This window comes from Thalassospira sp. CH_XMU1458 (assembly GCF_037027205.1).
GTDB classification, from domain to species: Bacteria; Pseudomonadota; Alphaproteobacteria; order Rhodospirillales; family Thalassospiraceae; genus Thalassospira; species Thalassospira tepidiphila.
In genome coordinates this window covers 1,126,101-1,152,179 of the sequence record NZ_JAYMDW010000002.1, presented here as the reverse complement: position 1 = coordinate 1,152,179, position 26,079 = coordinate 1,126,101, and the positions used below count along the sequence as shown (strand labels likewise).

General features: G+C 54.9%; 22 protein-coding genes and 3 tRNA genes. 17 read left to right on the top strand and 8 right to left on the bottom strand.

What is annotated here, in order from left to right; genetic code table 11:
• The first annotated feature begins 81 nt into the window (after positions 1 to 81).
• Positions 82 to 951 carry a LysR family transcriptional regulator gene (locus WBY09_RS12785; protein ID WP_197147272.1) on the top strand — a complete coding sequence of 290 codons (870 nt, stop codon included), beginning with the start codon at positions 82 to 84 and terminating at the stop codon, positions 949 to 951.
• Positions 952 to 1,014: 63 nt separating this feature from the next.
• Here the strand turns inward: WBY09_RS12785 and WBY09_RS12780 are convergent, their stop codons facing one another.
• Positions 1,015 to 2,016 carry a Gfo/Idh/MocA family protein gene (locus WBY09_RS12780; protein ID WP_197147273.1) on the bottom strand — a complete coding sequence of 334 codons (1,002 nt, stop codon included), beginning with the start codon at positions 2,014 to 2,016 and terminating at the stop codon, positions 1,015 to 1,017.
• Between the two features lie 594 nt (positions 2,017 to 2,610).
• Here WBY09_RS12780 and WBY09_RS12775 point away from each other — a divergent pair.
• The 3 genes from WBY09_RS12775 to WBY09_RS12765 all read left to right on the top strand — a co-directional run bounded on the left by WBY09_RS12775 (position 2,611) and on the right by WBY09_RS12765 (position 6,179).
• Positions 2,611 to 2,687, top strand: a tRNA-His gene (locus WBY09_RS12775).
• Positions 2,688 to 2,821: 134 nt separating this feature from the next.
• Complete coding sequence (locus WBY09_RS12770; RefSeq protein WP_336232913.1) at positions 2,822 to 5,002, top strand: O-linked N-acetylglucosamine transferase family protein; 2,181 nt, start codon at positions 2,822 to 2,824, stop codon at positions 5,000 to 5,002.
• Between the two features lie 97 nt (positions 5,003 to 5,099).
• Positions 5,100 to 6,179 (top strand): serine hydrolase domain-containing protein, encoded by a 1,080-nt coding sequence (locus tag WBY09_RS12765; RefSeq protein ID WP_336232911.1) that lies wholly within the window; start codon positions 5,100 to 5,102, stop codon positions 6,177 to 6,179.
• Positions 6,180 to 6,419: 240 nt separating this feature from the next.
• Here WBY09_RS12765 and WBY09_RS12760 read toward each other — a convergent pair whose 3' ends face one another.
• Positions 6,420 to 7,142 (bottom strand): hypothetical protein, encoded by a 723-nt coding sequence (locus WBY09_RS12760; protein ID WP_336232909.1) that lies wholly within the window; start codon positions 7,140 to 7,142, stop codon positions 6,420 to 6,422.
• A 279-nt stretch (positions 7,143 to 7,421) separates the two neighbouring features.
• Between WBY09_RS12760 and pyrC the strand changes: the two genes are divergently transcribed.
• Positions 7,422 to 8,465, top strand: a complete 1,044-nt coding sequence (gene pyrC / locus WBY09_RS12755; RefSeq protein WP_336232908.1) for a dihydroorotase — start codon at positions 7,422 to 7,424, stop codon at positions 8,463 to 8,465.
• A 181-nt stretch (positions 8,466 to 8,646) separates the two neighbouring features.
• Here the strand turns inward: pyrC and WBY09_RS12750 are convergent, their stop codons facing one another.
• The gene (locus WBY09_RS12750) at positions 8,647 to 9,534 is read right to left on the bottom strand and encodes a putative metalloprotease CJM1_0395 family protein (protein ID WP_336232907.1); all 888 of its coding nucleotides are present in this window, start codon (positions 9,532 to 9,534) and stop codon (positions 8,647 to 8,649) included.
• Between the two features lie 133 nt (positions 9,535 to 9,667).
• On the opposite strand from WBY09_RS12750, the gene WBY09_RS12745 reads away from it, so the two are divergent.
• Positions 9,668 to 10,546: a DUF547 domain-containing protein gene (locus WBY09_RS12745; protein WP_286792330.1), complete on the top strand. Its 879-nt coding sequence runs from the start codon at positions 9,668 to 9,670 to the stop codon at positions 10,544 to 10,546.
• A 24-nt stretch (positions 10,547 to 10,570) separates the two neighbouring features.
• Here the strand turns inward: WBY09_RS12745 and WBY09_RS12740 are convergent, their stop codons facing one another.
• On the bottom strand, positions 10,571 to 10,789 hold the full coding sequence (locus WBY09_RS12740; RefSeq protein ID WP_336232905.1) for a hypothetical protein: 219 nt from the start codon (positions 10,787 to 10,789) through the stop codon (positions 10,571 to 10,573).
• Positions 10,790 to 11,097: 308 nt separating this feature from the next.
• Between WBY09_RS12740 and WBY09_RS12735 the strand changes: the two genes are divergently transcribed.
• The 10 genes from WBY09_RS12735 to WBY09_RS12690 all read left to right on the top strand — a co-directional run bounded on the left by WBY09_RS12735 (position 11,098) and on the right by WBY09_RS12690 (position 19,682).
• Positions 11,098 to 12,069, top strand: a complete 972-nt coding sequence (locus tag WBY09_RS12735; RefSeq protein ID WP_286792332.1) for a DMT family transporter — start codon at positions 11,098 to 11,100, stop codon at positions 12,067 to 12,069.
• A gap of 203 nt (positions 12,070 to 12,272) precedes the next feature.
• A complete protein-coding gene (gyrA, locus tag WBY09_RS12730) occupies positions 12,273 to 15,083 on the top strand; it encodes a DNA gyrase subunit A (protein ID WP_063088089.1) in 2,811 nt (936 codons plus the stop codon).
• An 11-nt stretch (positions 15,084 to 15,094) separates the two neighbouring features.
• A complete protein-coding gene (gene coaD, locus WBY09_RS12725) occupies positions 15,095 to 15,622 on the top strand; it encodes a pantetheine-phosphate adenylyltransferase (RefSeq protein WP_008890703.1) in 528 nt (175 codons plus the stop codon).
• Positions 15,623 to 15,684: 62 nt separating this feature from the next.
• Entirely contained in the window at positions 15,685 to 16,188 is a 504-nt protein-coding gene (locus WBY09_RS12720; RefSeq protein ID WP_063088087.1) for a peptidylprolyl isomerase, read from the top strand.
• 152 nt (positions 16,189 to 16,340) lie between these two features.
• A tRNA-Lys gene (locus tag WBY09_RS12715) sits at positions 16,341 to 16,416 on the top strand.
• Between the two features lie 257 nt (positions 16,417 to 16,673).
• A tRNA-Lys gene (locus WBY09_RS12710) sits at positions 16,674 to 16,749 on the top strand.
• 270 nt (positions 16,750 to 17,019) lie between these two features.
• Positions 17,020 to 17,901, top strand: coding sequence for a MotA/TolQ/ExbB proton channel family protein (locus tag WBY09_RS12705; RefSeq protein ID WP_197147279.1), 882 nt, complete (start codon positions 17,020 to 17,022; stop codon positions 17,899 to 17,901).
• 23 nt (positions 17,902 to 17,924) lie between these two features.
• Entirely contained in the window at positions 17,925 to 18,314 is a 390-nt protein-coding gene (locus WBY09_RS12700) for an ExbD/TolR family protein (RefSeq protein WP_008892303.1), read from the top strand.
• Positions 18,311 to 18,718: an ExbD/TolR family protein gene (locus WBY09_RS12695; protein ID WP_008892304.1), complete on the top strand. Its 408-nt coding sequence runs from the start codon at positions 18,311 to 18,313 to the stop codon at positions 18,716 to 18,718. The genes WBY09_RS12700 and WBY09_RS12695 overlap by 4 nt, the downstream gene beginning before the upstream one ends.
• A 1-nt stretch (position 18,719) precedes the next feature.
• On the top strand, positions 18,720 to 19,682 hold the full coding sequence (locus WBY09_RS12690; RefSeq protein WP_197147281.1) for an energy transducer TonB: 963 nt from the start codon (positions 18,720 to 18,722) through the stop codon (positions 19,680 to 19,682).
• Between the two features lie 53 nt (positions 19,683 to 19,735).
• Here the strand turns inward: WBY09_RS12690 and WBY09_RS12685 are convergent, their stop codons facing one another.
• The 3 genes from WBY09_RS12685 to WBY09_RS12675 all read right to left on the bottom strand — a co-directional run bounded on the left by WBY09_RS12685 (position 19,736) and on the right by WBY09_RS12675 (position 23,340).
• Complete coding sequence (locus WBY09_RS12685; RefSeq protein ID WP_064790820.1) at positions 19,736 to 20,038, bottom strand: DUF2218 domain-containing protein; 303 nt, start codon at positions 20,036 to 20,038, stop codon at positions 19,736 to 19,738.
• Between the two features lie 40 nt (positions 20,039 to 20,078).
• Positions 20,079 to 21,224 carry an ABC transporter substrate-binding protein gene (locus WBY09_RS12680; RefSeq protein WP_336232897.1) on the bottom strand — a complete coding sequence of 382 codons (1,146 nt, stop codon included), beginning with the start codon at positions 21,222 to 21,224 and terminating at the stop codon, positions 20,079 to 20,081.
• Between the two features lie 103 nt (positions 21,225 to 21,327).
• Entirely contained in the window at positions 21,328 to 23,340 is a 2,013-nt protein-coding gene (locus WBY09_RS12675) for a TonB-dependent receptor domain-containing protein (RefSeq protein ID WP_336232896.1), read from the bottom strand.
• A 340-nt stretch (positions 23,341 to 23,680) separates the two neighbouring features.
• Here WBY09_RS12675 and WBY09_RS12670 point away from each other — a divergent pair, with 340 nt between their 5' ends.
• Positions 23,681 to 24,550 (top strand): helix-turn-helix transcriptional regulator, encoded by an 870-nt coding sequence (locus WBY09_RS12670; protein ID WP_336232894.1) that lies wholly within the window; start codon positions 23,681 to 23,683, stop codon positions 24,548 to 24,550.
• Positions 24,551 to 24,597: 47 nt separating this feature from the next.
• On the opposite strand, the gene WBY09_RS12665 is transcribed toward WBY09_RS12670, so the two are convergent.
• The gene (locus WBY09_RS12665; protein WP_336232892.1) at positions 24,598 to 25,920 is read right to left on the bottom strand and encodes a globin-coupled sensor protein; all 1,323 of its coding nucleotides are present in this window, start codon (positions 25,918 to 25,920) and stop codon (positions 24,598 to 24,600) included.
• Positions 25,921 to 26,079 lie beyond the last annotated feature (159 nt).

Sequence of the window (26,079 nt, the reverse complement as noted above, 5' to 3'; positions counted from 1 at the left end):
CCGTGCGAAGTAAATTTGCGATATATCGAATAGTATGTGCAATAATGCGAATGAGCAGAAGGCGCGTTCGGAGGATTGCACATGCTGGAATGGGATGATTTGAAACTGGTGCTGGCGGTGGGGCGGGCGCGCAGCATCACGCAGGCGGCCAGACAGACCAGCATTCACCATTCCACGCTGTTTCGCCGCATGGCAGATATTGAAAGTCGTATCGGTGCCAAGCTGTTTGAGCGACAGCAGGGTGATTATCAACCAACGCCAGCGGGATTGGCGGCCATCGAAACCGCCGAGAAGCTTGAAGCCGAAATGGCCGTGCTTGCCCGAACGCTGGCCGGACAGGATATCCGGCCAACCGGCACGCTACGCCTGACCACGACCGACACATTGCTTCATGCCGTGCTGGCAGATGATCTTGCGGCGTTTGCGCAGGCCTATCCGGAAATCACCGTGCAGGTCGTGACCGATAACCGGTTTTATGATCTCAACCGTCACGATGCAGACATCGCCATCCGGCCCAGCAATGCGCCGAATGAAAATCTGGTCGGACGGCAGATTGCCCCGATCCGATCGGTGGTTTGTGCCGCAAAGGGCATGGGTGATCCCAAGGATGGCGATGGGCCATGGATCACCTGTGATGAAAGCCTTGCCCATATCAAGGCCGCCCAGTGGCGCGACAAACATTTTCACGATCAGCATGTCGCGATGCGCAGCAATTCACTTTTGAATGTGGCGCGGTTGGTCAATGCCGGGGCGGGTTATGCGGTCCTCCCGATGTTTCTTGCCGGGGCATTTGACAATATCGCGGTCCTTGGTAATGCGATTGACGGGCTTGATAATGATCTTTGGATGCTGATGCACCGCGATCTTAAAGCTGTGCCGCGCGTTCGGGCCTTCAATGACTTTATTTTCCCGCGGCTCAAGGCTAAATCCGCCCTGTTTGCCGGCGCGTGATTGGCCAAAGAAAAAGCCGGGTTTCCCCGGCTTTTGTGCAGTTGAGTATCGGCAATACGTTGATCAGGATTTGACCATTTCCCAGCTGCCGGTTTTGGCAGAGCGGGCAAATGCATCCAAAATCTGCATATTGGCAATTGCATCTTCAATCGGATAATCGACCGGGCTTTCACCGGCAAATATCGCTGTCGCGGCTTCACCCTGCAGGGTGTATTGGTTGCAGACCGGGAACTTGATTTCGCGCGCGTCGTCAAAGCCCGGCTGTTTCTGACCGGCAACGCGAATGATCGCTTCGTTTTCCGGCACGGGATTGAACGGCATCAGGATTTCAATCCGGCCCTCGGTGCCCAGAATATGCACACGCTGTACCGCGGCGGATTGTGTGCCGCACACAAAGCTTGCCTGCAGGCCCGAACCGAAATCAAGCATGCCAGATACCAAACGGTCGGTTCCGAATTTCGGGTCCTTGTCCATCAGCGACACCACGCGGACGGGTTCCTTGCCGGTGATAAAGCGCGGTCCGACAATGCAATAGCACCCGATATCAAGCAATCCGCCGCCGCCAATGTCCTTTTTATTGCGGACATTATTCGGATCGGCATTGAAATAGGTAAAGATGCTTTGCACCGTGGTGAGCGTGCCGATCTGACCACTTTCGACGATTTTGCGGGCTTCCAGCCATTGCGGATGATGGCGGACCATAAAGGCCTCAAGCACCTGCTTGCCGCTTTTGTCGCGGGCGCTGATTAGGCGTTTGGCATCTTCGGTATCAAGGCCGATCGGCTTTTCACACAGCACATGCTTTCCGGCCTCAAGCGCCTTGATCGTCCATTCGACATGCAAATGGTTGGGCAGGGGATTGTAGATCGCCTCGATTGACGGATCCGCCAGCAGTTCTTCATACGAACCATAGGCGCGCGGAATGCGCATGTTTTCAGCGACCTCACGGGTCTTTTCAAGATCACGACCGGCAATCGCCAGGATTTCAAGCTGTTCGCTTTCCTGCATGGCCGGGATGACCTTTTCCGTGCCGATCTTGGCGGTGCTAAGGATGCCCCACTTCATTCCGATACTCCGTCTGTTTTTCTATTATTCGGCCGTTTCCATGCCAAGACAGGCAAGCAACCCTTTATATATGGTGTCTTGGTAACCTGCATTTGTGGCAATAGCCTGTTATTGAACCAGATTAGGGTCTGAAATCTACTGAATGCTTGAAATGGTCGCGAGGCATTTGTGCGGATATCAGGAGCTTTACCGCAGAAAGGCTCACTGCCTTTCAAGGTGAAGCGACGCAATAGCCCGTGCAAATGCCTCCGATCCGAAGGACATCAGAACAATCTGCGACCTGCCTCGTCAATCACCTTGCTCGGGGATGGCCCCGCGCTTCGGCGATTTCCTTGCATTTCTTGATCGTTCTGATGCCATTACAAGCATTCAGTAAATTCAGACCCTAATTAAGCCATGTGAGCATGGATGCAAGATGTTCAGACGGGTGGGGTGCCCAATTTACGGATAGGAAAGGACAAAGAATCCCGATCAGGATTGCTCAAGCCCGCAAAAATCGGTGCTTTGAACAACTTGGCGGAAATCGGGCTAAAAAATTGAAAATATGCGCTTGACGTTGGGGGCCTCGGGCCATATAAACCGCGCCACACGATGGCGGGTGTAGCTCAGGTGGTTAGAGCACCAGTTTGTGGCACTGGGGGCCGTGGGTTCAAGTCCCATCACTCGCCCCATTTGTGAAAAGGTCAGGCAGAAATGCCTGGCCTTTTGTCTTTTGCGCGCCTTTTTGCCGCTGGCCCGGTTGCCTTTGACGGGTGATCGACTAGACTGCCCGAAAATATCAATGTTCGGGGCGATATGGGGCGGCATGGCGAAGCTCAAAGTTGATCAGGCAATGAAACGCGCAAAGGCGCATATGCGTAAAGGCGAAATGGCCGAGGCGCGCGCCCTTTATGAAGCCATCCTTGCCGATTACCCCAAAAACGAACGCGTCAAAACGGCCCTTGCCGAACTCAGCGGCCCGGTCAAGGTTGCGGCGCCTGCACAGGGGGCTGCGTCTGGTGCGACCGAGCCACCGGCTGAGGTGTTTGCCAAACTTTCGCAAGCCTATCAGGCCGGTCGTTTGCAAGATGTGCATGCCATGACAGGCCAACTTCTGGGCCAGTATGGCAATTCCGGCAAACTCTGGAACTTTCGTGCCGCAGTCAGCAGCAATCTGAACCTGCTTTCCGATGCCGAGCAGGCCTTGCGAAACGTTGTCCGCTTGCAGCCAGATATGGTGGCGGCCAAAAGCAACCTTGGTGTCATTCTGGAACGTCTGGGCAAGCTCGATGAGGCAGAGGAATGCTATCGCGCGGTGATCGCGCGCACCCCCGAATTTGCCGAGGCGCATAACAATCTTGGCAATATCCTTAAAAGTGCCGGCAAGCTTGCAGAGGCGCAAGCCTGTTACCTGAACGCGATTGCGCGCAAACCCGATTATGTCGACGCGCACTATAACCTTGCCAATACACTGCGCGAACGCGACCTGCTTGAAGACGCCAAGCAGCAATATTTCAAGGCGCTCAAGCTGCAACCGAAATTGGCCGAGGCCTGGTACGGGCTTGGTCAAACCATGGCAGCCCTTAAATCCCTGCCAGAGGCGGTAGAGGCCTATCAACGCGCACTGGCGGTCAAGCCCGGCTATGTCCCGGCCATGGTCGAAAAATTGCGCGAACAAAGCCATTTGTGTGACTGGCGGGCGTGCGATTTGTTTGCGCAACATGCCGCTCAGCTTGGCATCACGGGTGATGCGGCCCTGCCATTCCCGCTTCTGCCGTTTGAAGATAATCCGGCGCATCAGCTTGCCCGGTCGCGCAACTTTGCCAAAAGCCTGTTGCCGCCAGCAGCGCCGGTTTCAACGATCAAGCCAACTTCGCCGGAGGGCCGCAAAATCCGGCTTGGCTATTTCTCGGCCGATTTTCATGATCATGCGACCATGTTCCTGATGGCGGGCATTTTGCGCCATCATGACAGATCAAAGTTCGAAATATTCGTGTTCAGCTATGGCAAGAACAAGGATGGTGCACAGCGTGATCAGGTGCTTGATAACGTTGATCAGTTCTTTGATGTGCGCGATATGTCCGATGGCGATCTGATTACGCTTGCACGGGCGCAAAACCTTGATATCGCCATTGATCTTAAGGGTTATACCCGCGATAGCCGGCTGGAGCCGTTTGCCGCTCGTCTCGCACCGCTGCAGATCAGTTATCTTGGCTATCCCGGCACGCTTGGAACGGACTTTATCGACTATATCGTTGCCGACCCGGTGGTCATTCCGCCCGAACAGCGCAGCGGTTATCACGAGAAGATCATTTATCTTCCCGACTGTTATCAGCCCAATGACAATACCCGCGAAATTTCGACAAAGGCGATGACACGGGCCGAGCTTGGCCTGCCCGAGGATGGCTTTGTGTTTTGTTGTCTCAACAACAATTACAAAATCATGCCAACCGAATTTGCCATCTGGATGCGCGTGATGAAGAAGGTGGAGGGCAGCGTGCTCTGGCTTTGGTGCAATAATGATGTCGCCAAGGCCAATTTGCGCGCTGCGGCGGAAAAGCAGGGTATCTCCGGCGATCGCTTGATCTTTGCCCGCTATATGCCGCAATCCGAACATCTCGCACGCCTGCGTCACGCCGATCTGTTTATTGATACCTTCCATGTCAACGCCCATACGACCGCCAGCGACGCCCTTTGGGCCGGGTTGCCGGTGGTGACACTGGCTGGGAAACAGTTTGCCGCCCGTGTTGCCGCCAGCCTGCTTTCGGCTGTCGGCCTGCCGGAACTGATCACGGATACACCCCCGGCTTATGAGGAACTCATCCTCAAGCTCGCGCAAAATCCGGACATGCTGTCCGATATCCGCACCAAACTTGCCGCCAACCGCCAGACCAAACCACTGTTTGATACCGAGGGCTACACGCGCGGGTTTGAGCAGGGGCTGGAACGCGCCTTTGCGCAAAGACTGGCAGGCGAAGCATTTTCGGATATTGCCGTGAGTGTCTAGCTCATGACCTTGGCTCCTGACCCTGGCTCCTGACCGGGGGCTAGTCCGATTGTGATCCGATGTCACATTCCTGACGAATTAATTCCAGATAAGGAATATGTCTTCTGGCTTGCTTGGCTGGAAGGTTGAGTGCGCATGTGATCCCGACCGCCAAGGACTGATGGATATGCCGAGCGACAGACCCCACCCGATGCTGACCCGCCGTGCCTTCTCAGTGACCCTTCTGGGTGCTATGGCCGTTCCCTTTGTGGCCAGGGCCTTCGCACAAACGCCGTCCGACATCCGTTCGCGAATTGCGAACATGTCCCAGCTTCATGCGATCATGGTGCAACGCGGGGAAGATATCATTGTTGCCGAAGCACCGCGCGGGCCGGGCCTGGATCGGGTTGCGAACATCAAGTCGTGCTCGAAAAGCATCATCGGTCTTCTGACGGGCAATGCGATTGCACAGGGGGCAATCCCGTCGGTAGATGCCACCATCGGCGAAATCGCGCCGTCTATCATTCCAGCCGACGCCACCCCCGGTGTGGAAGACCTGACCATCGAAGATCTGGTGACGCTGCGGGCCGGGCTTGAGGGCACATCAGGGCGTAATTACGGCGCGTGGGTCAATTCCGATAACTGGGTTTCCTTTGCGCTGCGCCGCCCGATGGTCGCCACACCCGGCGGGCGGATGATCTATTCCACCGGCACCACGCATATCCTTGGTGCGGTGCTTGCGGTTGCGACAGGAAAAAGCCTGCTTGCGCAGGCGCGGGATGTCCTTGGCCAGCCGCTCGGCATTGAAATTCCAGCTTGGACACAGGATCCGCAAGGCTATTATTTCGGCGGGAACCAGATGGCGATGACACCGCGTGGAATGTTGCGCATTGCGACCCTGATACGCGATCAAGGCCGGTTTGATGGCGACCAGATCATTCCGGCCGACTGGATAGACCAGTCAACCCAAGCCCACACACGATCACCTTATTCGGGGCTTGCGTATGGCTATGGCTGGTTCCTGAGCCGTAGCGGCTTTATTATCGCACGCGGCTATGGCGGCCAGATCATCGCGGCACATCCGGAAAAGAACCTGGCGGTGGCGATTACCTCTGATCCGACCTCGCCCGCACGCTCCGGCGGTTATTTTGGCCAACTGATGGATCTGCTTGAGGGGCCGGTGCTTTCGCTGGCCTGATTGAAGCGAACAAGAGCATGTAAACAGGGTGGCTGGCGGGACGTGGTAGAAAATAGATCTGTCCCGTTTTTCCTGACCGAGCCACACAATGGCAGGTGTGGCGCAGTTGGTTGGAGCGGCAGTTTGTAGCATTGGGAACTGTGGGTGCAAACCCTATCATTCACCCCACGCGAAAAGGTCAGGCAGAAATGTCTAACCTTTTCGCGCTTGTTTTGTTGATTAGGTTGGAAGTTAATTCGCTTAATTTCGGCGATAGTCGCGTTCAATTGCTTGTTGTGTGATCCTTTTTGCTGTTGAGTTTGGCTTCTCAAAGGCAATGCTGTTTAGGGATTGGACTAGTGTTTTCTGGTCAATATTGATTTGAACATACGTGTTGTCAAAGTAATCGAACAAGCGTGATGCTAGGCACCGGATTTCAATCACCGTTCTTAGAAAACTTCCTAGGTTTGCCGTGTACTTATCTTTTCTGTGGAATAGTTTTAGGCGGGCTTCATGATACTGAATCTTGCGGGTAAGAGCTGCAATAATGTTCGCAATTTCCTCGTCTTTAGGAAATAGGCATGCCGGTTGAAGTTTCTCCAGCGCTGCAAGTGGTGGAGCTGGCAGTTTCAGAGGATCTACCCTGAAAGGTTGAATGCCGTCGGGTGATTCCTCCGCGAATTTCTCAAGGTAGTTCCAATGTTTGTCTGCGTAGTAAATAATTTCATTTAGAGCATGAGGAAGCGCGGTCATCGCCAGTCGATGATTTGCCTTTTTCTCCTCTTCCCACCGAGTTTCGGACCGGATCAGTTGCTTTCGTGCGTCCTCTGTTGAGGTTCTGGTCTGTTTTCCTATTGAATTGACTGTAAGTAGCGCAGCTATAATTGCTGCCAAGCCTGTTAACAAAGTCTGCCAGTCATACAGAATGCTATAGATTCTCTCGATCTTAGCCACCTCTGATAAGTTAGGATAGCCACCGAACAAAATGAATAATGTTGCTGCAGAAATGCCTCCAATGAATGAACATAAAAGGGCAGTTAGGGGGAAGGTTGCTTTGGAACCAAGTATTTTTCATTTCCACGAAAACCGTTTGAGATTTAGAAGTTGAGACGTCTTGCACACGTTAGTCTAGGTCGAATGTAGCGTCTGGCAACTGAGATCTGAGACCAATGTCGTGCTTTGATATTTCAAATTCCAAAGCAACCTGCTAGGTAACGCTCCATATTTCCCAAACGGGTTCATTGCTTGCCAGGAGATCGCCGCATGTCGACCAATCGCATTACCCTTCGCCGTCCCGATGACTGGCATTTGCATTTGCGCGATGGCGAGATGTTGAAAGGTGTGATTGGCGAGACGTCCGAGCATTTTGCCCGCGCGATCATCATGCCCAATCTGGTGCCGCCGGTGGTCAAGACCGCCGATGCCGTGGCCTATCGCGACCGGATTACGGCGGCCATCCCGTCGGGTCATGATTTTACGCCGCTGATGACGCTTTATCTGACCGAGGGCAGCAATCCCGATGATATCGAAGAGGGCTACAAGGCCGGGGTGATCACGGCACTCAAGCTTTATCCGGCAGGCGCCACCACGAACTCGGACAGTGGTGTGCGCAATTTCGATAATGCGATGCCAGCGCTGGAGCGGATGGCAGGGCTTGGCATTCCACTGTGTGTACACGGCGAAGTCACCGATCCGGAGATTGATATCTTTGACCGTGAAGCGGTGTTTATCGACCGGGTTCTCGATCCGCTGCGCAAGCGGTTACCGGAACTGCGCGTTGTGATGGAGCACATCACGACCGAAGACGGTGTCGAATATGTCAAAGCCAATGACAAGAATTTGGGCGCGACGATCACGACGCACCACTTGATCATTAACCGCAATGCCATTCTGGTCGGCGGCATTCATCCGCATATGTATTGCCTGCCAGTGGCCAAGCGTGAAAAGCACCGCTTGGCTCTGCGGGCAGCAGCCACATCGGGTGATGTGCGTTTCTTCCTTGGAACAGACTCAGCGCCGCATACCGACGAGCGCAAGGAAAGCCCGTGTGGCTGTGCCGGGATCTTTACCGCCAACAACACCGTGCAGCTTCTGGCCCATGTGTTTGACGAAGAAGGGGCGCTCGATAAGCTTGAAGGCTTTGCGTCGATCCACGGCCCGCAATATTACGGCCTGCCAATCAATGGTGATCAGATCACGCTTGAAAAACGCGCTGAACCGGCCAAGTTCGCCGAGAAGGTCGAAACCGGCGAAGGCCCGGTAACGGTGTTTAATCCGGGCTTTGATGTGTTCTGGCATTACGCCTAAGCGCAAGGGCATGACAAAACAAAAGCGGCTCCATCGGGGCCGCTTTTTTCGTTGGGTGTTCGTCATTCCGGACGGCGCGCAGCGACGGGCCGAGATCTTTATGTCGTGGCCGATAATGGATTCCCGTACCCGCCTTCGCGGGCACAGGCTCCGCACGGGAATGACGGGGGCTTGGATCCTACTAACCGCTGAGATCCACTTTGCCCGGCGCGGCATTGAGGCCAAGGGTCATGCGATAGCTTTCTGCCGCGGCACTGGCCTGTGAGGCGATCATTGCCGAGATGTTCTTTGATGCCCCCTTGGCGACATTGAAATCAGCCGCCGAACTTCCGGGTACCGATGCCGCACGCGAAATGGCGGCCTGATTGGCGATGGCTGCCACACCATCAAGCCCCTGAATCGGGCGGATGCTGACTTTGCCGCCGGTGGCATAAAGCCGCCCGTCGGGGCCTGCGGTATAGCTATAGCTGATCATGCCGGCATTGGCCCCGGCAAGAGTTTGGTGACTTTCTTCCTCTGTCCGGACAATCGCATCGCGGGCACTTAGTTCGCGCACAATCTCGCGCTCCGACGCGGTCAGAAGGGCAGGGTTTGAGGTGGGTTGGCGTGCATTTTCAGGGGTGGCTTCGCGTTCTTCCTGCTGGCGCTGTGTCGGGCTTTGTGTATTCGCATCGTCCGGTGCAGCACCATTGATATCGCGTGGATCAAGCTGTTGAATGATGGTCACCACCGAGGCCGCACTATTGACCGGTGCGGATTGCGCAGGCGCGGGCGCTGGTGAGGGTGGTGGTGCCGGTTGGCGATCGCCGGTGCTGGAGGATTGCGACGGGGTTGCTTGCTCTGTCCGTGCCGAAGGCCCGGTTGCCGGTGCTTGTGTGGCGGCGATGGTGCTCGACAGCGGGACAAGTGCAACGGCGGCCGGCAATGTTTGCGGCGCAGACGCAATCGTTCCGCCCGACCCGTTGGTCGGCGGGTGGCTCCCGGAGCCGAGCAGGGCGCGTGTGGCAATAATCTGACCAAGTTGCCCGCCACTGCCGGGGATAACCTGTATTGCACCTGCCTGTATCATGACGGCCAGTATAACCCAACTTGGGGTTAAATGTATATAAGCCGATCAAGGGGATGACCGGGCGTGATGATAGTGATCACGCCGGTTTGATGCGCCGGTTTTGCCCGCAGCGGGTAAGGTGGGATCAAATCTGTTGAAATCTGGTCTGGTGATCATGCGTGCGTTAAGTGTTGCCCTGTCCCTTTTGCTGATTGCTGTCGCGGTTGTTGCGCCTGTGCGCCCCGTGCACGCTGCGCCGGATGCCGATTTATGGCCGGATTGGCAGGCCCATGATCCAAGCAGTACGGTCGAGATTGACCATGGCGATTGGCAGACGGTGCTGGATCGATACGTGATCCAGCATGAGCCCGGTGTGACCAGCTTTGATTATGCAGCGGCCAGTCGTGATGGCGGGGCGGGGATGGTCGCGGGCTATGTCGATGCCATGACCAAGGTCAGCGTCGATGCGCTTAACCGCGATCAACAATTTGCCTATTGGGTGAACCTGTATAATGCGCTGACCGTCAAGGTGGTTCTCGATCATTATCCGGTCGATAGCATTCGCGATATCGATATCTCGCCTGGGTTATTTTCATCGTTGTTGTCTTCTGGCCCATGGGGCAAAAAGCTGATCACGGTCGAGGGCCGAACACTTAGCCTTGATGATATCGAACATCGCATCCTGCGACCGATCTGGCGCGATGCGCGCATTCATTATGTGGTCAATTGTGCGTCGATCGGTTGCCCGGCACTGGCACCGGAGGCCTTTGATGCGGATAAGCTTGAAGCGCAGCTGGATCAGGCGGCGCGCGATTTCATCAACCATCCGCGCGCGGTGCGCATCAATGCCGATGGCGGGTTTGTGCTTTCAAGCCTGTATGACTGGTATCGGGATGATTTCGGGAAAAGTGATGCGGAATTCATCGCGCATCTGAGAAAATTCGCCGGGCCGGAGCTGACGAAAGCACTGGGCGATATCACGGAACTTGATATCGCCGATTATGAATATGACTGGGCCCTGAACGCCCGATAGCACCTGCCAAGGTGGGCAGGTGCGTTACGCCGCCGTGTTGTGCAGCCCTGGTTTAACCGGATTGGTCGTTGCCCATGCGTCGGCATGTGCGCCATCCACCGGATTTTCCGGCCGATTCTGATTTACCTGCTCGATCGTGTGACGAACATCACTGGCAGAGACGCCGTCATAGCGCATTAATGTCTGAACGATCGGGTCGGCAAGCATGTCTTCGACCGTCAATTCCTGATCAACATAACTCATCATCTCATATCCCGATTTTTTTGTTATGCGTAATGTAATGCAATTGCAATTCATTCGCAATAACTATTCTGTGTCGATGGTGACTTTTTTTCATTTTTATCTCTGAAACGCTTTGATCTGCCTTAAGGCAGGGCATCTATGCGAGAATTTCGCAAACTGCATTCAGCGGCCTGCAGCGTGCTGTTATTGGGGCAAAATCTGTGAAAAGGTATTTCCTTGATTAAAAAGCGTATGGGTCTTAACGCTTGATCTGGTCTGTTCGTCATCGCGATAAGGCTCAATAAGTATGGCAAAAATGGGCTGATAAAATGAAACGTCCGGGAATTCGTGAATACGGCTTGCTGTTGCTGCTGGCATTGATGTGGGGAAGTTCGTTCACCTTCATCAAAATCGGCGTGCATGCCTATTCGCCGCTGGTGGTGGCCTGTGGTCGTCTGTCCTTTGCCGCCCTTGTTCTGTGGTGTTTCGCAGCTATTCGTAAATCCGAACTGCCCAAGGGGCGGGGTGCCTGGATTTCGACCTTTATGGTCGCCTTGATTGGCAATGCCATCCCGTTCTTTTTGATCAGTTTTGGCGAAACACAGGTCGATGCCGGTTTGGCCGCGATCCTGATGTCGACTGTGCCGCTGACCACGGTGGTTCTGGCGCATTTCTTTACCCATGATGAAAAGCTTTCGACCGGCAAGGTCGTCGGGGTGATTTTGGGAACGATTGGCGTGATTGTGCTGGTCGGGCCGGAAACACTTTCCGGGCTGGGGGGCGAGTTCCTGTTCCAGTTGGCCATTCTGGTTGCCGCAATCGGTTATGCGATCTCGTCGCTTGTGGCGCGCAATCTGCGTGATCAGCCGCGCATCGGATCGACGGCCGTGATCCTGACATTTGCCGCCTTAATGCTGATGCCCTTTACCCTGATTGTCGATCAGCCCTGGACAATGGACTGGGACCCTGAAGGCGCGTTTGCCATCATGTATCTCGGCATGTTTCCGACCGGCATTGCCATGTTCCTGATTTTACAACTGATCGCGGTGGCCGGGGCCAGCTTCCTTGTGTTTAACAATTATCTGGTGCCAGCCGTTGGGGTGGTGATCAGCTTTATCGTGCTGGGCGAAGTGCCCCAGCCCAATGCATTGATTGCCCTGGCGGTCATTCTGGGCGGGATTGCCGCATCACAGATGCGGTTTGGCCGCAAACCGAAGCATGTCGAGGCGACGGTTTTGAAGTCTGATCCGATGACACCGGTGATGGAAGTTCCCAAAGGCGACAAATCGGGCGGGAAGTGACGGTTTTATATACCGGAAAATCCGCGAATTTTCGCGAAATTTTGAACTTTATTGCCCAACCTTGCGCGATAGGATTTGTCAATATTGTTTGTGCGGGACAAACCTGATACTTTCCGCCTTTCTGGTCCGGCATGTGCCTTCAAATAGGTGTATGTCACGCCGATTGAATCATTTCTGATCAAGCGTTTAAGAGGTCACGGCCTTTGTCCACCAAAGAGACCAATCCCGAGAACCGCGATATCTTCCCGGTTTCCATCGAACAAGAAATGCGCCGCAGCTACCTCGATTACGCGATGAGCGTGATCGTCAGCCGCGCACTGCCTGACGTCCGAGACGGTTTGAAGCCGGTACATCGTCGTATTCTGTACGCCATGCACGAGAACGGGTTTGAATATAATAAGCCGTTCCGCAAATCGGCCCGTGTGGTCGGGGACGTGATGGGTAAATATCACCCGCACGGCGACAGCGCGATTTACGATGCCATGGTCCGTATGGCGCAGAATTTCTCCATGCGCCTGCAACTGATTGACGGGCAGGGCAACTTCGGGTCCATGGATGGCGACAAGGCCGCCGCCATGCGTTACACCGAGGCCCGCATGGCCAAGGCCGCACACTTCCTTCTGGATGATATCGACAAGGATACGATTGATTTCCGCGATAACTATGACGAAACCACCAAGGAACCGTCAGTTATCCCGGCCCGTTTCCCCAACATGCTGGTCAATGGTGCCGGTGGTATTGCGGTTGGTATGGCAACCAACATTCCGCCGCACAACCTTGGCGAAGTCATTGATGGCTGCATGGCCTATGTCGATGATCCCAACATTTCCGTCGAAGGTCTGATGGAATTTGTCCATGGTCCGGATTTCCCGACCGGTGGTCTTATTCTTGGCCGTTCGGGCATTCATTCGGCATTCAAGACCGGCCGTGGTTCCGTCGTCATGCGGGCACGTACCCATGTCGAGGAAATCCGTGCCAACCGCGAAGCCATCATCGTGACCGAAGTTCCCTATCAGGTGAACAAGGCCACCCTGATGGAAAAGATCGCCGAACTGGTCCGCGACAAGAAGCTTGAAGGTATTTCCGATCTGCGTGACGAGTCTGACCGTTCGGGCGTGCGCATGGTGATCGAGCTTAAGCGTGATGCCAATGCCGATGTTGTCTTAAACCAGCTGTTCCGCTTTACCGCGCTTCAGACATCGTTTGGTGTCAACATGCTGGCGCTGAACCGTGGCAAGCCGGAACTGATGAACCTGAAGGAAATCATTCAGGCCTTCGTCGAATTCCGCGAAGAAGTCATTACCCGCCGTACCATCCACCTTCTGAAAAAGGCGCGTGATCGTGCCCATGTTGTGGTTGGTCTGGGTATTGCGGTATCGAATATCGACGAAGTGATCAAACTGATCCGTAATGCAGCCGATCCGACTGTTGCGCGTGAACAGCTGATGGAACGTGATTGGGCGGCGGGCGATATTGTTCCGCTGATCGAACTGATTGCCGATCCGAACCAGGTTGGTTCAACCGATGGCATGTATCGCCTGTCCGAAGCACAGGCACGTGCAATCCTTGAGCTGCGTCTGCATCGCCTGACCGGTCTCGAACGCGACAAGATCGCGGGCGAATTGACCGAGTTGGGTGAAAAGATCAAGGACTTCCTTGATATCCTTGCCTCGCGTGAGCGCAAGCTGACGATCCTCAAGGATGAACTGACCGAAATGCGTAATGAATTCGCCGACCCGCGTCGCAGCGAAATTCAGGAAGCAGAATTCGAACATGACATCGAAGACCTGATTGCCCGTGAAGACATGGTCGTGACCGTGTCGCACAGCGGCTATATTCAGCGTGTTCCTCTGTCGACCTATCGCGCACAGCGTCGCGGTGGTAAAGGCCGTTCGGGCATGGCAACCCGCGAGGAAGATTTCGTTTCCAAGCTGTTTGTTGCCAACACCCACACCCCGGTTCTGTTCTTCAGCTCCGAGGGGATGGTCTACAAGATGAAGGTCTGGCGTCTGCCGATGGGTACGCCGCAATCACGCGGCAAGGCGCTTGTGAACCTGTTGCCGCTGTCAGAAGGCGAATATATCACCACGGTCCTGCCGCTTCCCGATGAGGAAGAATGGCCGAACCTGCATGTGATGTTTGCCACCTCGACCGGTAACGTCCGCCGTAACAGCCTTGCCGATTTCGTGAATGTGAAATCAAACGGCAAGATCGCCATGAAGCTTGAAGAAGAACGTGGTGACAAGCTGATTGCGGTTCAGACCTGTACCGATGATGACGACATCCTTCTGACTACCCGTCAGGGCAAGTGCATTCGTTTCCGTGTCGGTGACGTGCGCGTCTTTACCGGCCGAAATTCGGTTGGTGTGCGTGGTATCCGTCTGGCCGATCAGGACGAAGTCATCGCGATGTCGGTGCTGTTTGGCAACCATGTTTCGATGGAAGAGCGCGGTGAATACCTCTCTATCACCGGCAAGTTGCGTCGCGAGGAAATCACGGCCGATAACCTTCCGCTCGAACTGCTGTCCGAAGAACGCTATCAGGAAATTCTCGGTGGCGATCAGATGATCCTGTCGGTTACTGAAAACGGTTATGGCAAACGGACGTCTGCCTATGAATATCGTGTGACCGGCCGTGGTGGTCAGGGCTTTGCCAATATCGAGATGTCGGAACGTAACGGTAATGTCGCTGCGTCCTTCGTGATCGAAGAAGGTGACGAGCTGATGATGGTCACCAATGGTGGCAAGGTCATCCGTATGCCGACCCATGACATCCGTATTGCCGGGCGTAAGACCCAGGGTGTGACGCTGTTCCGTACTGCCGAAGACGAACAGGTCGTCGCAGTCGAACGTCTGTCAAACCTTGGTGATGAAGATGATGAGATCATCGATGGCGAGGAAGGTGTGATCGAGGGTGCCGAAGGTGCCGTTGAAACCGCCGACCAGGCCCCGGAAGCATCTGATGAAGATGCGGCTGAGGCACCGGCATCTGATGAAGCGGACCGCGACGAATAACGGGAAGTTCGATGACTGAAACGTCTTCTACCGTATCGCGTATCGGGATTTATCCGGGCACCTTTGACCCGGTAACCCAGGGGCATATGGATATCATTCGTCGTGCGACCCGGATCGTCGATCAACTGATTGTCGGCGTTGCGATCAACGCCGGCAAAGGTCCGATGTTCGGGGTCGATGAACGCTGTGCACTGGTTGAAGGTGCGCTCAAGGCTGCGGGCGGTGAAGTTGCCGCCCGTACCTCAGTTAAGCCATTTTCATCGCTTCTGATGCAGTTTGCCCAGGAAAACGGATCCAGCACGATTATCCGTGGTCTTCGGGCGGTATCGGACTTTGAGTATGAATTCCAGATGGCCGGGATGAACGCCCGGCTGTCGCCGGAAGTTGAAACCGTCTTTTTGATGGCATCAGACAAACAACAGTTTGTCTCTTCGCGTTTTGTGAAGGAAATCGCCCGTCTGGGCGGGAATGTCACTGAATTTGTGCCGGCAAACGTGCTGAAACGGCTGCACGAAAAGCTGGCAGAAGAAAAGGAATAACGCAGGCCATGCGTCTTTTTCGTCTATTTTCAATTATCGCTCTCGTACTAGGATTTATAACCATGTCCAATGGAAACGACGCAGTCGCTCAGGATCTGGAAAACACGCTTTATCTTGACCTGAAAGATGGCCGCGTTGTGATCCAGCTTCGCCCGGATCTGGCACCGAAACATGTTGCCCGGATCAAGGAACTTACCCGTGAAGGCTTTTACGATGGGCTGAAATTCCATCGTGTGATCGAAGGTTTCATGGCGCAGACCGGTGATCCCAAAGGCAACGGAACCGGTGGTTCCGGCCAGAAGCTTGATGCCGAGTTCTCGAATGAACGTCACGTTCGCGGCACCGTTTCCATGGCCCGTTCGGCCAACCCAAACAGTGCGGATTCCCAGTTCTTCATCGTCTTTGCAGATGCACCGCATCTTGATGGCCAGTACACCATCTGGGGCGAAGTGACTGAGGGCATGGAATATGTCGACATGATCAAAAAGGGTGCGCCCTGGGCCAATGGCAGTGTTGCCGACCCGGATCAGATCGTCAAAATGCAGGTTGCTGCCGACGCGCAATAATCGCGATATTCGAACTATTGCAACCGAAAGCCGTCCCTTCATGGGGCGGCTTTCGCGTTTTTGGGGCTGAATGCGCAAAAAGAGCCAAAATATGGAAAACAGGTGTTGACCGATGCCGCCTGTGCCATTAAAACGCGCTTCACCAACCTTGAGGGCCCGTAGCTCAGTTGGTAGAGCAACTGACTTTTAATCAGTTGGCCACAGGTTCGAATCCTGTCGGGCTCACCAATAAGCCCCTGAAACCCAACCGGTTTCGGGGGCTTTTTATTTGTCCGGATTCTCCCTGCAAATCGCGATCTTTTCTGACGCCAGAACCCGTCTTGCCATTGGCGATATTTCGCTGTCCGCAAAGGCACATTCAGGCATGCGATTGGCATGTATTTTTCACCATTTGACGTCTTTTCATGGCTGATGTGCATCTTCGCATAAAAAGGGGGGTTGACCGATCCCGTCTGGCCCATTAAAACGCCGCTCACCAACGTTGAGGGCCCGTAGCTCAGTTGGTAGAGCAACTGACTTTTAATCAGTTGGCCACAGGTTCGAATCCTGTCGGGCTCACCAATTCAAAACCCCCGGAACCCAGAAGTTCCGGGGGTTTTGCATATCTTGGTTTTGGCCCTAGCTTTTGCCATCGTATTTCCCAATCAATCACGCAAACCCTGTCCCGCCCTGAATGACCTGCTCGGTACAGGGGATCAGCATGAAAATGTATTTCGGCCTGTTGGTTGCGATTGCATCGCAATTCTATTTCCTGTAAAGAATGCAAATCAGTTTCAAACGCACCAGAGCAGGACGTCTGGTGGTGATCAATTTTGTGATCGGGAAAGTTACATGTCTGACCCTGTGAATTCATCAGCCGCATCTTCGGATGCGCAAACGCCGCTTTCTTCCGATGGCGCACTCGTCCCGGTGGGGGCTGACTCTGCGACCGGAAACCTTAATGCGGACGGTTCTGTCATGGTGGACCCCAATACCGGGCTTGCCATTGATGCGACGGCAACGACCCAGTCGAACGGTATGCTCGATGGCTTTGTTGGTCTTCCGGTGATTGAACAGGTCGACCGGGCTGGCGTGGTTGGCTGGGTGCTGGCCGCGATGGCCCTGATCGGGCTTATGGTGTTCTTCTATAAGCTGGTCGGTTTCCTGCGCCGTGGTGTTTTTGCCGATGGCTTTGTAAAGGATATCGAACGTCACCTGTCATCGGGTGACGAGCAGCAGGCGGCCGAAATTCTGGCACGCCGTCGCCATCCGGCCGCGCGTATTGCCCTGTCGGGCATGATGCTTCCGGTAAGTTCGTCTGAGGAACGTGAAGCAGCATCGGATCTGATTGCTTCGCGTGCGCGCAAGGAAATCGATGGTCTTAATGGTGGTCTGCGGATCATGTCGGCCATTGCCGTGCTAAGCCCGCTGTTGGGGCTGCTCGGCACCGTCATGGGCATGATCGAGGCCTTCCAGCGCATGGAAGGGGCTGGCAGCCGTATTGATCCGTCTGTGCTGTCTGGCGGTATCTGGCTGGCACTTCTGACAACTGCCATCGGCCTTGTGGTCGCGATCCCGGCAACCGCGTTTCATATGTGGATGCAGGGCGTGATTGGCCGTGCCGCCGCCACGATGGAAGATGTTTGTACCCTGGTGGTCAATCGCGGTGAACTGGCCCGCAAGACGCTTAGCCTTGCATCAAACATTTCCGAACTGCGCCACGCCGCCGAATAAAACCCGTTTCCGAAAGTCGCCCCATGCAGCTGCGCGAACGCAACAGCGGTTCTACACCGATGATCGGTCTGACCCCGCTGATTGATGTTGTCTTTATCCTGCTGATCTTCTTCATGCTGGCTTCAAGCTTCCTTGACTGGAAGGGCTTTGAGATGTCGGTCAGCATCACCGATGGTCGCGCCACCAGCCAAAGCGATACCCGACCGGTCACGGTCGAGGTCGATGTGAATGGCGGCCTGTCGATCAATGGCAATGCGATTGCGCTGTCCAATTTGGCGCCGACGCTTTTGCGTGATCATGACGGATCACCGGTACGCCTTCGGCCGATCAACGGTGCCAATCTGCAACGACTGGTCGAAGTGATGGATACGCTGGGGCGTGGTGGTGTCACGGATGTGGAGTTCATCGAATGAAACGCCGCATCCAGATCGCCGAGGACGGACCGGTTCAGGAACCGATGCTGCCTTTGATCAACATCGTCTTCCTGCTTTTGATCTTTTTCATGATTGCCGGAAGCCTGCAAAAACTCGGTCCCTTTGAAGTTGATCCGCCCGCCAGCCAAACGGCCGAAGGCCAGCCGGAAGACACCATTGTCCTGTGGTTTGGCAGCAATGGCGAAATCGGGATTGATGATCTGACGGGGGGACTTGACCGCCTGTCGTCGATGTTGCCAGCCGATTATATCGGCCGTCCGGTCGAAATCCGGGCCGACCGCGAAGTCGAAGGTGCCAAGGTTGTGACCCTTCTGGCGCGCCTTCAGGAACTTGGCATTGAGAAAGTCCAATTGATGACGGCCATGCAGCCGGGTCAGGAATAGCATGTCCAAACGCGTTGATCTTTTGATTGCGACGGGGCTGACCGGTCTTGTCCTGACCGGCGGGATCGTACTTGCCATGCCCGACCCGCAGCCATCGGGCTGGGGTGGGGCAGGGGCTGTGCAAAGTATCAGCATTTCGCTGGGCGCCGGGCAGGCCGAAACCGGCGAGGCCGAGACAGACACCCAAAGTGCCGACGCCGTCGACAGCATGGCCGCCGAAGTGCCCGAAGAAATCGTCGAACCGGATCCGGAACAGGAAACCCAGCCTGAACCGATCCCAGAGGAAGTGGTCGAGACGGAACCAGAGCCTGAGCCGGAAGTTCTCCCAGAACCAGAGCCGGAAGTCGTCGAGGAACAGCCAGAACCCATCCCGGAACCAGAACCGGTCATTGAACAAGTCGCCGAACCGGAGCCTGAACCTGTGCCCGAGCCGGTTGTCGAACAGCAGCTGGCAGAGGTCCTGCCGGTGCGCATGAAGCCCAAACCACCCCTAGAGCAGGCAGAGGCCCCAAAGCCGACCAAGGCGCCAGAGCCGGTCGCAAAAGCCGCCCAGCCAACGCCACAGCCCTCCGGGCTGACCAACTCTGTCAAGTCAGAGGGCACGACGGGTGAAACCACCCAAAGTCAGGCGGCCAGTTCATCGGCTGGTAGTGGTGGTGGTGCGGCAAGCCAGGCCAAGATGGTTGATTATCAGGCATCGGTTCTTCAAACACTTGCGCGTTACCGCGAATATCCCGAACGCGCCATGCGTCGACGGATCGAGGGCGAAAATCGTATTCGCCTTGTCATTGCGCGCGATGGCACGGTGCTTGAGGCCAGTATGGTCAGTTCAAGCGGATCAAGCATCCTTGATCGTGAAACCGAACGCCTGATCGAACGGGTGCGGAAATTCCCGCCATTCCCCGATGAGATGACCGAACAACAAGTCGTCTGGACCGTGCCGGTCGCCTATCAGCTTCACTAGAATGACAAACGCCAGCCCATGAAGGCTGGCGTTTTCGTTTGCGTAAGGCGCGTTTAGGCATCAGGCGTTTCGCCGTCCTCCCAGTGATAATCAAGTGGTGCCTCGCGCCAGGCGAATTTGTCGAGATGGACGATAATCACACCCTTCATGCTCTCGATACCCTCGGGCTTGTGTGACTGCCCGTCAAAGGTCAGTCGGTCCTCATGGGCGGTAATGACGCACGGCCCCATGGGAAATGCCACATTGCCGGTGGTTTCGCCCAGATCGACTTCGACCTTGTGGGCGAAATGCTTGCACAGCTGGACAAGATACTTGGCGGCCTTATCGGTTTTGACCGATCCCTTTGTGGTAAACATCTGGCGATCTCTCTGTTTGTGTTTGCGGGGCTGGGTCGGTTTATGGCGACGGCGCGTCGTTCAGGCCGATCCAGTACACGCCATTCAGATCAACCGCCTGAAAGTGCTCGAAAAATGTTGCCAGTTCGGCGTCGGGATCAAGGTCGGCATAGATGTCGGGATGGAGCCACTTTGCCATCGCCTGCAGGGCAAACACATTGATCGGATTGTTATAAATGTGATGCCAGACGGAATAGACCTTCCTGTTTTTGACAGCACTCAGAAGCGGCAGGCCGGTCCGTTCCATACTGCGTGCCAAGGACGCACGTGCCTGATCGGCATTTGTCTTTGCACCCAGAACAATGCGCCGCGCATTTGTTTCCGCATCCAGCCCGGACGATCCGATGGCCGTGGTGATATAGACGTCCGGGTCGGTGAAGATCACCTGTTCGACCGATATCTGGCTGATTACGCCGGGAACGGTATCGGCAAAGATGTTTTTACCACCAGCCAGGGTAACGAACTTGCCGATCATCTCGTTGCCCATGGCTTCGCAGCAGTTCTCGGCAAGGCCGACACGGCTTTCAAGGAAGACACTGGGTTTTTCGGTTGTCTCTGTGGCGCGTGAGGTCACCTTTCGAAGGTTCTCCTCATAGAATTTCACAAAGGCTTCTGCCTGTTCTTCCTTGCCCATCAGCTTGCCGAGAAGACGGATGCTTTTGGGGGTGTTTTCAAACGGCTTGGCCCGAAAATCGATCATCGCCACCGGGATATCTGCCGCCCCCATGACTGACAGAACTTCGTGGCTGGTGGAACCGGGCCCATGGCCGCCCGACATGCCGAAAATTGCCACGTCGGGTTCGACTGTCACAGCCTTTTCAACAGAAAACGTTTCCTCGTTCTGACGACCAACCAGCGGAATATCATCAATCTCGGGGAATTTTTCGCGATATTGCGCAAAGGATGCGGGATCAAGCGATTTGAAGTCGCCCATCATTCCAGCAATCCAGCGCACCGGATTTTCCGGATCGAGAATGCCGATCGAGGGCAGGAAACGCCCTTCGCCAAGGATCATGTGTTTGACCGGTACCTCGACGGTGACTTCACGTCCGGCAATATCAGTCAGTGTGACCGTTTCACCTGCGGATGCGTTTGCACCCCAGATCAGTGTCGCCGCAGCAAAGGCAAGAAGATTGCGAATTTTCATGTCAGGTCATCCTGAAGGTTTGTCTTGTCGTGTATTTCAAACGCCAAAACGGGCAGCACCTGATGTGCCGCCCATTTCGGTTTGAAGTGTGTTTCTTCGCGTCCTAGAAATCGACCTTCGCCGAAATCAGGAAAGTGCGTCCGGGTTCGTGGAACGGTTCGCTGATGCGCGTGCTGTCATAACCGGTTGTTGCGCGGTCGATGTAATCGCGATCAAGGATGTTCAGCGCATCCACACGCAGGGTAACTGCATCGTTCAACACTCCGGGGACCCATTCGGCATAGAGATTGGCAACGAAGTAGCTATCGAGTTTTTCGTTGCCACGTTCTTCGGGGCTGTCATCGGCAAGGGCGAATTCCGCATTGCCGCCAACGCGCAGCCCATAGCTATCAAAGCTATGACCGGCATCGAAGTTGAACATGTCACCCATAATGACGCCCTGATAGGAGGCCTCGGTGCTCAGCGGGACGCCGCCGTCGGTTTTAACGTTGGTGTGGGAATAGGTCAGGCGCGCAAACCCCGGACCATAGGAATACATGGCAGACAGATTGACACCACGGGTATCGAGATCGACGGTCGAGTTACGCGTTGCACTGGACAGATCGTGGGATTCATCGATCAGGTTGTAGAAAAGGTTTCCATCCAGCGTCCAGTCATCAAGCGCAAGGCGCGAACCGACCTTTGCGTTATAGGACCGCGAAGGGGCAAAACCGTCATAATTCCAGTTGCCACTGAATTCATAAATTGCTGACTCACCAAGTGGGAGGCCACCAAAGGTCGTACCGGCACCACCATAGACCATCAGCTGTTCGGTCAGGTCATATTCGGTGTTGGCATTGCCGCTCAGTCCGAATTCGGAAAAGTCTTCACCGGTCAGGCCTTCGAACCATTGCTGATCGGCACGGCCGCCGAACGACACACGCCACTGATCGGTCAGGGACAGGCGGGCTTGCGAGAATGCGCCAATATCGGTCGAGGTTTCCGAATAGCTACCGTTGCGCGGGGATCGATTGTGATATCCGGTTGCCTCATCGCGATAGAAATCAATCCCGGCGGTGATGACACCATTATCGACTTCAAAATTGTTGGCAGCCTTGCCGTTGATGGACTGGATATCGGATTTGACGTGATAGAAGTTTGCACCACCCTGAAGGGCCGGAATGTTCAGAACCGTACGGCTATAGGCTAGACTGAATTCCGGATCGAACTGGCCAGACGGCATTTCATCGACATAGCTCACCCCAACCGACGTATCGCGATAGGACAGCCATTGTGGCGCTGCGCCGTTGGCCAGAACCGCATAGTTCGGGCGGGACGGGCGGACACCTTCATCTTCAAGATGGCTGGCAAACGCTTCGAAACGGCCACCGTCATTGCCGGTAAAGGCAAACTTGCCCAGTCCGCTTTCGCTGCCATCGGCGGTGCCAATCGCCTCATCACCGTCGCCGTCTTTGTAATTGCCCTGATTGCTGTTTTTCAGATACGCCAGCGCTTCAAACCCGTCTGACTGTCCGGCAACGGTCAGCCATTCGGCAAAGCCCTTGGTGTTTGAGTTGTACTGCAACTTGCCCCAGCCACCGAACGTGTCACCGGCTTCAAGAACGTCCCGGGCATCACGGGTTTCATAAGACATCGATCCGCCCAAGGCATGTGGCCCGGCATCCGCCGGGGCGACACCGGATTCAACATTAACCGATTTCAGCATCGCCGGATCAATGATCGCTGTTCCGATATGGTGGAAGCTTGAATCTACCTGACGGGCGCCATCAACCTGAACGTTGAGCTTGGTATTCTCGATACCCTGCACATAGACCTTCTGAACGATGGCGGTCGGCCCGCCGACTTCAACCGACGCGTCCGATGAAAAGACATCCTTCATGGTCTGCGGGTTTTTGCGATCCAGTTCTTCCTGGCCAATCGAAACGCCACCCGGAAGGCCCAGTGCCGATTTGGCCGATGCTGTGACTTCGAGGGGCTTGGTCACGGTTTCATCATTGTTGGCCTGTTGGGCAAAGGTGATTGATGGCAAAACCGCAAGCGAAAAACCGGCAAGAACGGTCGTGCGCAAAAGGGCGCTGATCCGGGGCGACGAGGTTGGCGAGGGTGACTGTGGCATGTTCATTCCCTGAGAAATATAATTGCAAATGCGAATGATTGTGAATATTATTTTCGCAGGTGAGGATGCAACAGGAATGATGTTTGCCAAATCGCCGGACATGTTTGCGAAATCGTCAGCGTGTCTTTGCAAAGGCCATTCGATGCCGATTGCATGTTCAAAGATGCTTTGTGACTTCAAAATGATGCAGGAGAGGTTTGTGGGGGTAACAGCACACCGGCAGATAACGCGGCGTGACTCTATTACCAGGAGCCATCTGGAAAAACGCGGCACCCTTATCCAGGAAACAGGCGAGCTCGGCAACACCTTGGCAAGTCGCGGCGCGTTGATGAGCGGGCGCATGTCATTTAGCGATACGCAGTCGTTTCTTGATATTCACACCTCCGACACGATGGAGATGAAGGATGCCATTGCCGACTATGATGTCGGCGCAGCGGTAAAGGTTGCCATTATGCTGAAGGGACGGTTGCAGGCCGAGTTTGATGGTGTGCCGGTTGACCTTGATGCGCGCGATCACCCGGTTGGCTTTATCTGGGCGGTGCCGCAACCCTCTAAGGTCAGGCGTTATATCCACAAAGGCAGCGAAATCAGCAAGGTGATGATTTCGGCACAGTTTGACTGGGTCTTGCGCCAGCTTGGCAAGTCACCGGCCCGCTATCGCGAAATCGCCGATTTCTTCAACGCTGGCATTTCTGTGCGCAGTTGGCGGCCGTCACGCCGCGTGCTCGCACTTGCTGACCAGTTGATCTATCCGCATGCAACGGATCCGCTTATGCGCGAGCTTTATGAAGAAAGTCGCGGGTTGGAGATTTTTGCCGAGGCACTCACCGCCATTCAGAACAGTGCAGACCAAACGGCGACGCTTGGCAAAAATTCCGGCCCGGATGCGCTGGATCGTCATCATCGTGCACAGGAAATCCGTGATTTCATTCTGGCCAGTGACCCGGAACAACAAACCCTTCCGACCATTGCAGCCGCCATCGGGATCAGTGTCACCAGCATGCAGCGCATCTTCAAGGATGCCTATGGCATGACGGTAAAGGATTTCATCCGTGAAAGCCGCCTTGTTGCGGCCCGCGATGCCATGGAAAAGGATGGCCTGACGATTGCGCAGGCCGCCTGGGCGGCGGGCTATAAAAGCCCGGCCAATTTCGCAACCGCCTTCAAGCGCGTCTTTGGTATCACACCGTCCGAGGCACGCGACCGCTAGCAACGGGCTTAAGCAGCGCGGCCTCGGGGGTGAAGGCGGTGTTGGGCTTATGACGTCAGCTTCGTGATGAAGGCATCAACATCCGAGCGCAGTTTTTCGGAATTCTGTTTAAGCATGCGCGAGACGTCCGAGACGTTTTGCGCCACCGTGCTGGTGCGTTGTGCGGTGCCATTGACGGTTTCCAGGCTGCCGTTCACGTCACGATTGGCCGATGATACCGCGTTGATATTGCCACTGATTTCAGTGGTGGCGGCGGCCTGTTGTTCGACGGCTGCGGAGATCGCGGTAACGGAATCAACAATGTTGCTGATCTGGCCGGCGACACCGTGAATGGCATTCACCGCGGCAACCGTGCTTTGCTGCACATTGTTGATTTGTGCTGTGATATCGCCGGTGGCCTTGGCGGTCTGATTGGCAAGGTTTTTGACCTCGCTTGCGACCACGGCAAAGCCTTTGCCTGCTTCGCCGGCACGGGCAGCCTCGATCGTGGCATTCAGGGCCAGAAGGTTGGTTTGGCTTGCGATCTTGTCAATCAGGTCAACGACAGTGCCGATCTGCTCGGCGGCAGCATTGAGGGTTTCGATCGTATCTGACGTTTGTTGTACAGACACTTCCACTTCGTTGGAAATTGTCGAGGCCCGCGAAACCTGGCTTGAGATTTCGCGAATGGAACTATCAAGTTCTTCCGCCGCACCGGCAACCGTGGTCGCATTATCGGCAGACAGTTCAGCAGCGCCACGGGCCTTTTCAACTTCGCCCTGGGTTTCCTGCATGCTGGCCAACAGGGTTTCAGATGCCTGCGACATATCTTCGGCCGAACTTGAAACAGCGGAAACGACCGTTCCGATGGTTTTTTCAAACTCATCGGACATTTGCTGAAGTTTGTCGGCATAGGTCTTTTGCGTTTCTTCGTAATAGACCGTAATCGCCATTTCGACATCGATCAGCAACGCATTGGTCGAGCCGATGATCATCAACGGCAATTGTGAATCACGACTGAAGTTTTTGCACAGCACGGCGGTGATTTCGCCAAGCATGAAGTTATAGGCCGAAACATATGCTTCGGGCGTCAGTCCAATCCGTTCGTGGGCCTTACCGATCCGGCGCACGTCGTCGTAAAAGGATTGATCGAATGCGCCGTCAAAAAGTTTGGCCCAGTGTTTGGCCTGGGCTTTCTTCAGGCGATCAATGTTTGACGGATCACCAACAATTTTTGCCAGAGCCGCGTTGTTCATCACCTTATGGTAAAACTGATCAAGCATGCCCGGCAGGTTTTTTTCAATCACGGGCCATGCACGTTTGAGCTGTTTTATTTTAGGTTCGTCCAGTCCGATGAAGTCGAGACGGCTTTTAAGTTCAGGATGTACCACGTTTGATCCCCCGAGAAACAACAAGCAATGTGAACACTTAAAAGATGCTGTTTCTTTAGGTTGGACCTGAATGGTCTAGTTTAACTATCCAAAAGGTTAGAATGGTGTAATTTTATGTAATTAAAATACTGTTTCCATGTGTTAAATTGCGCGGATAAA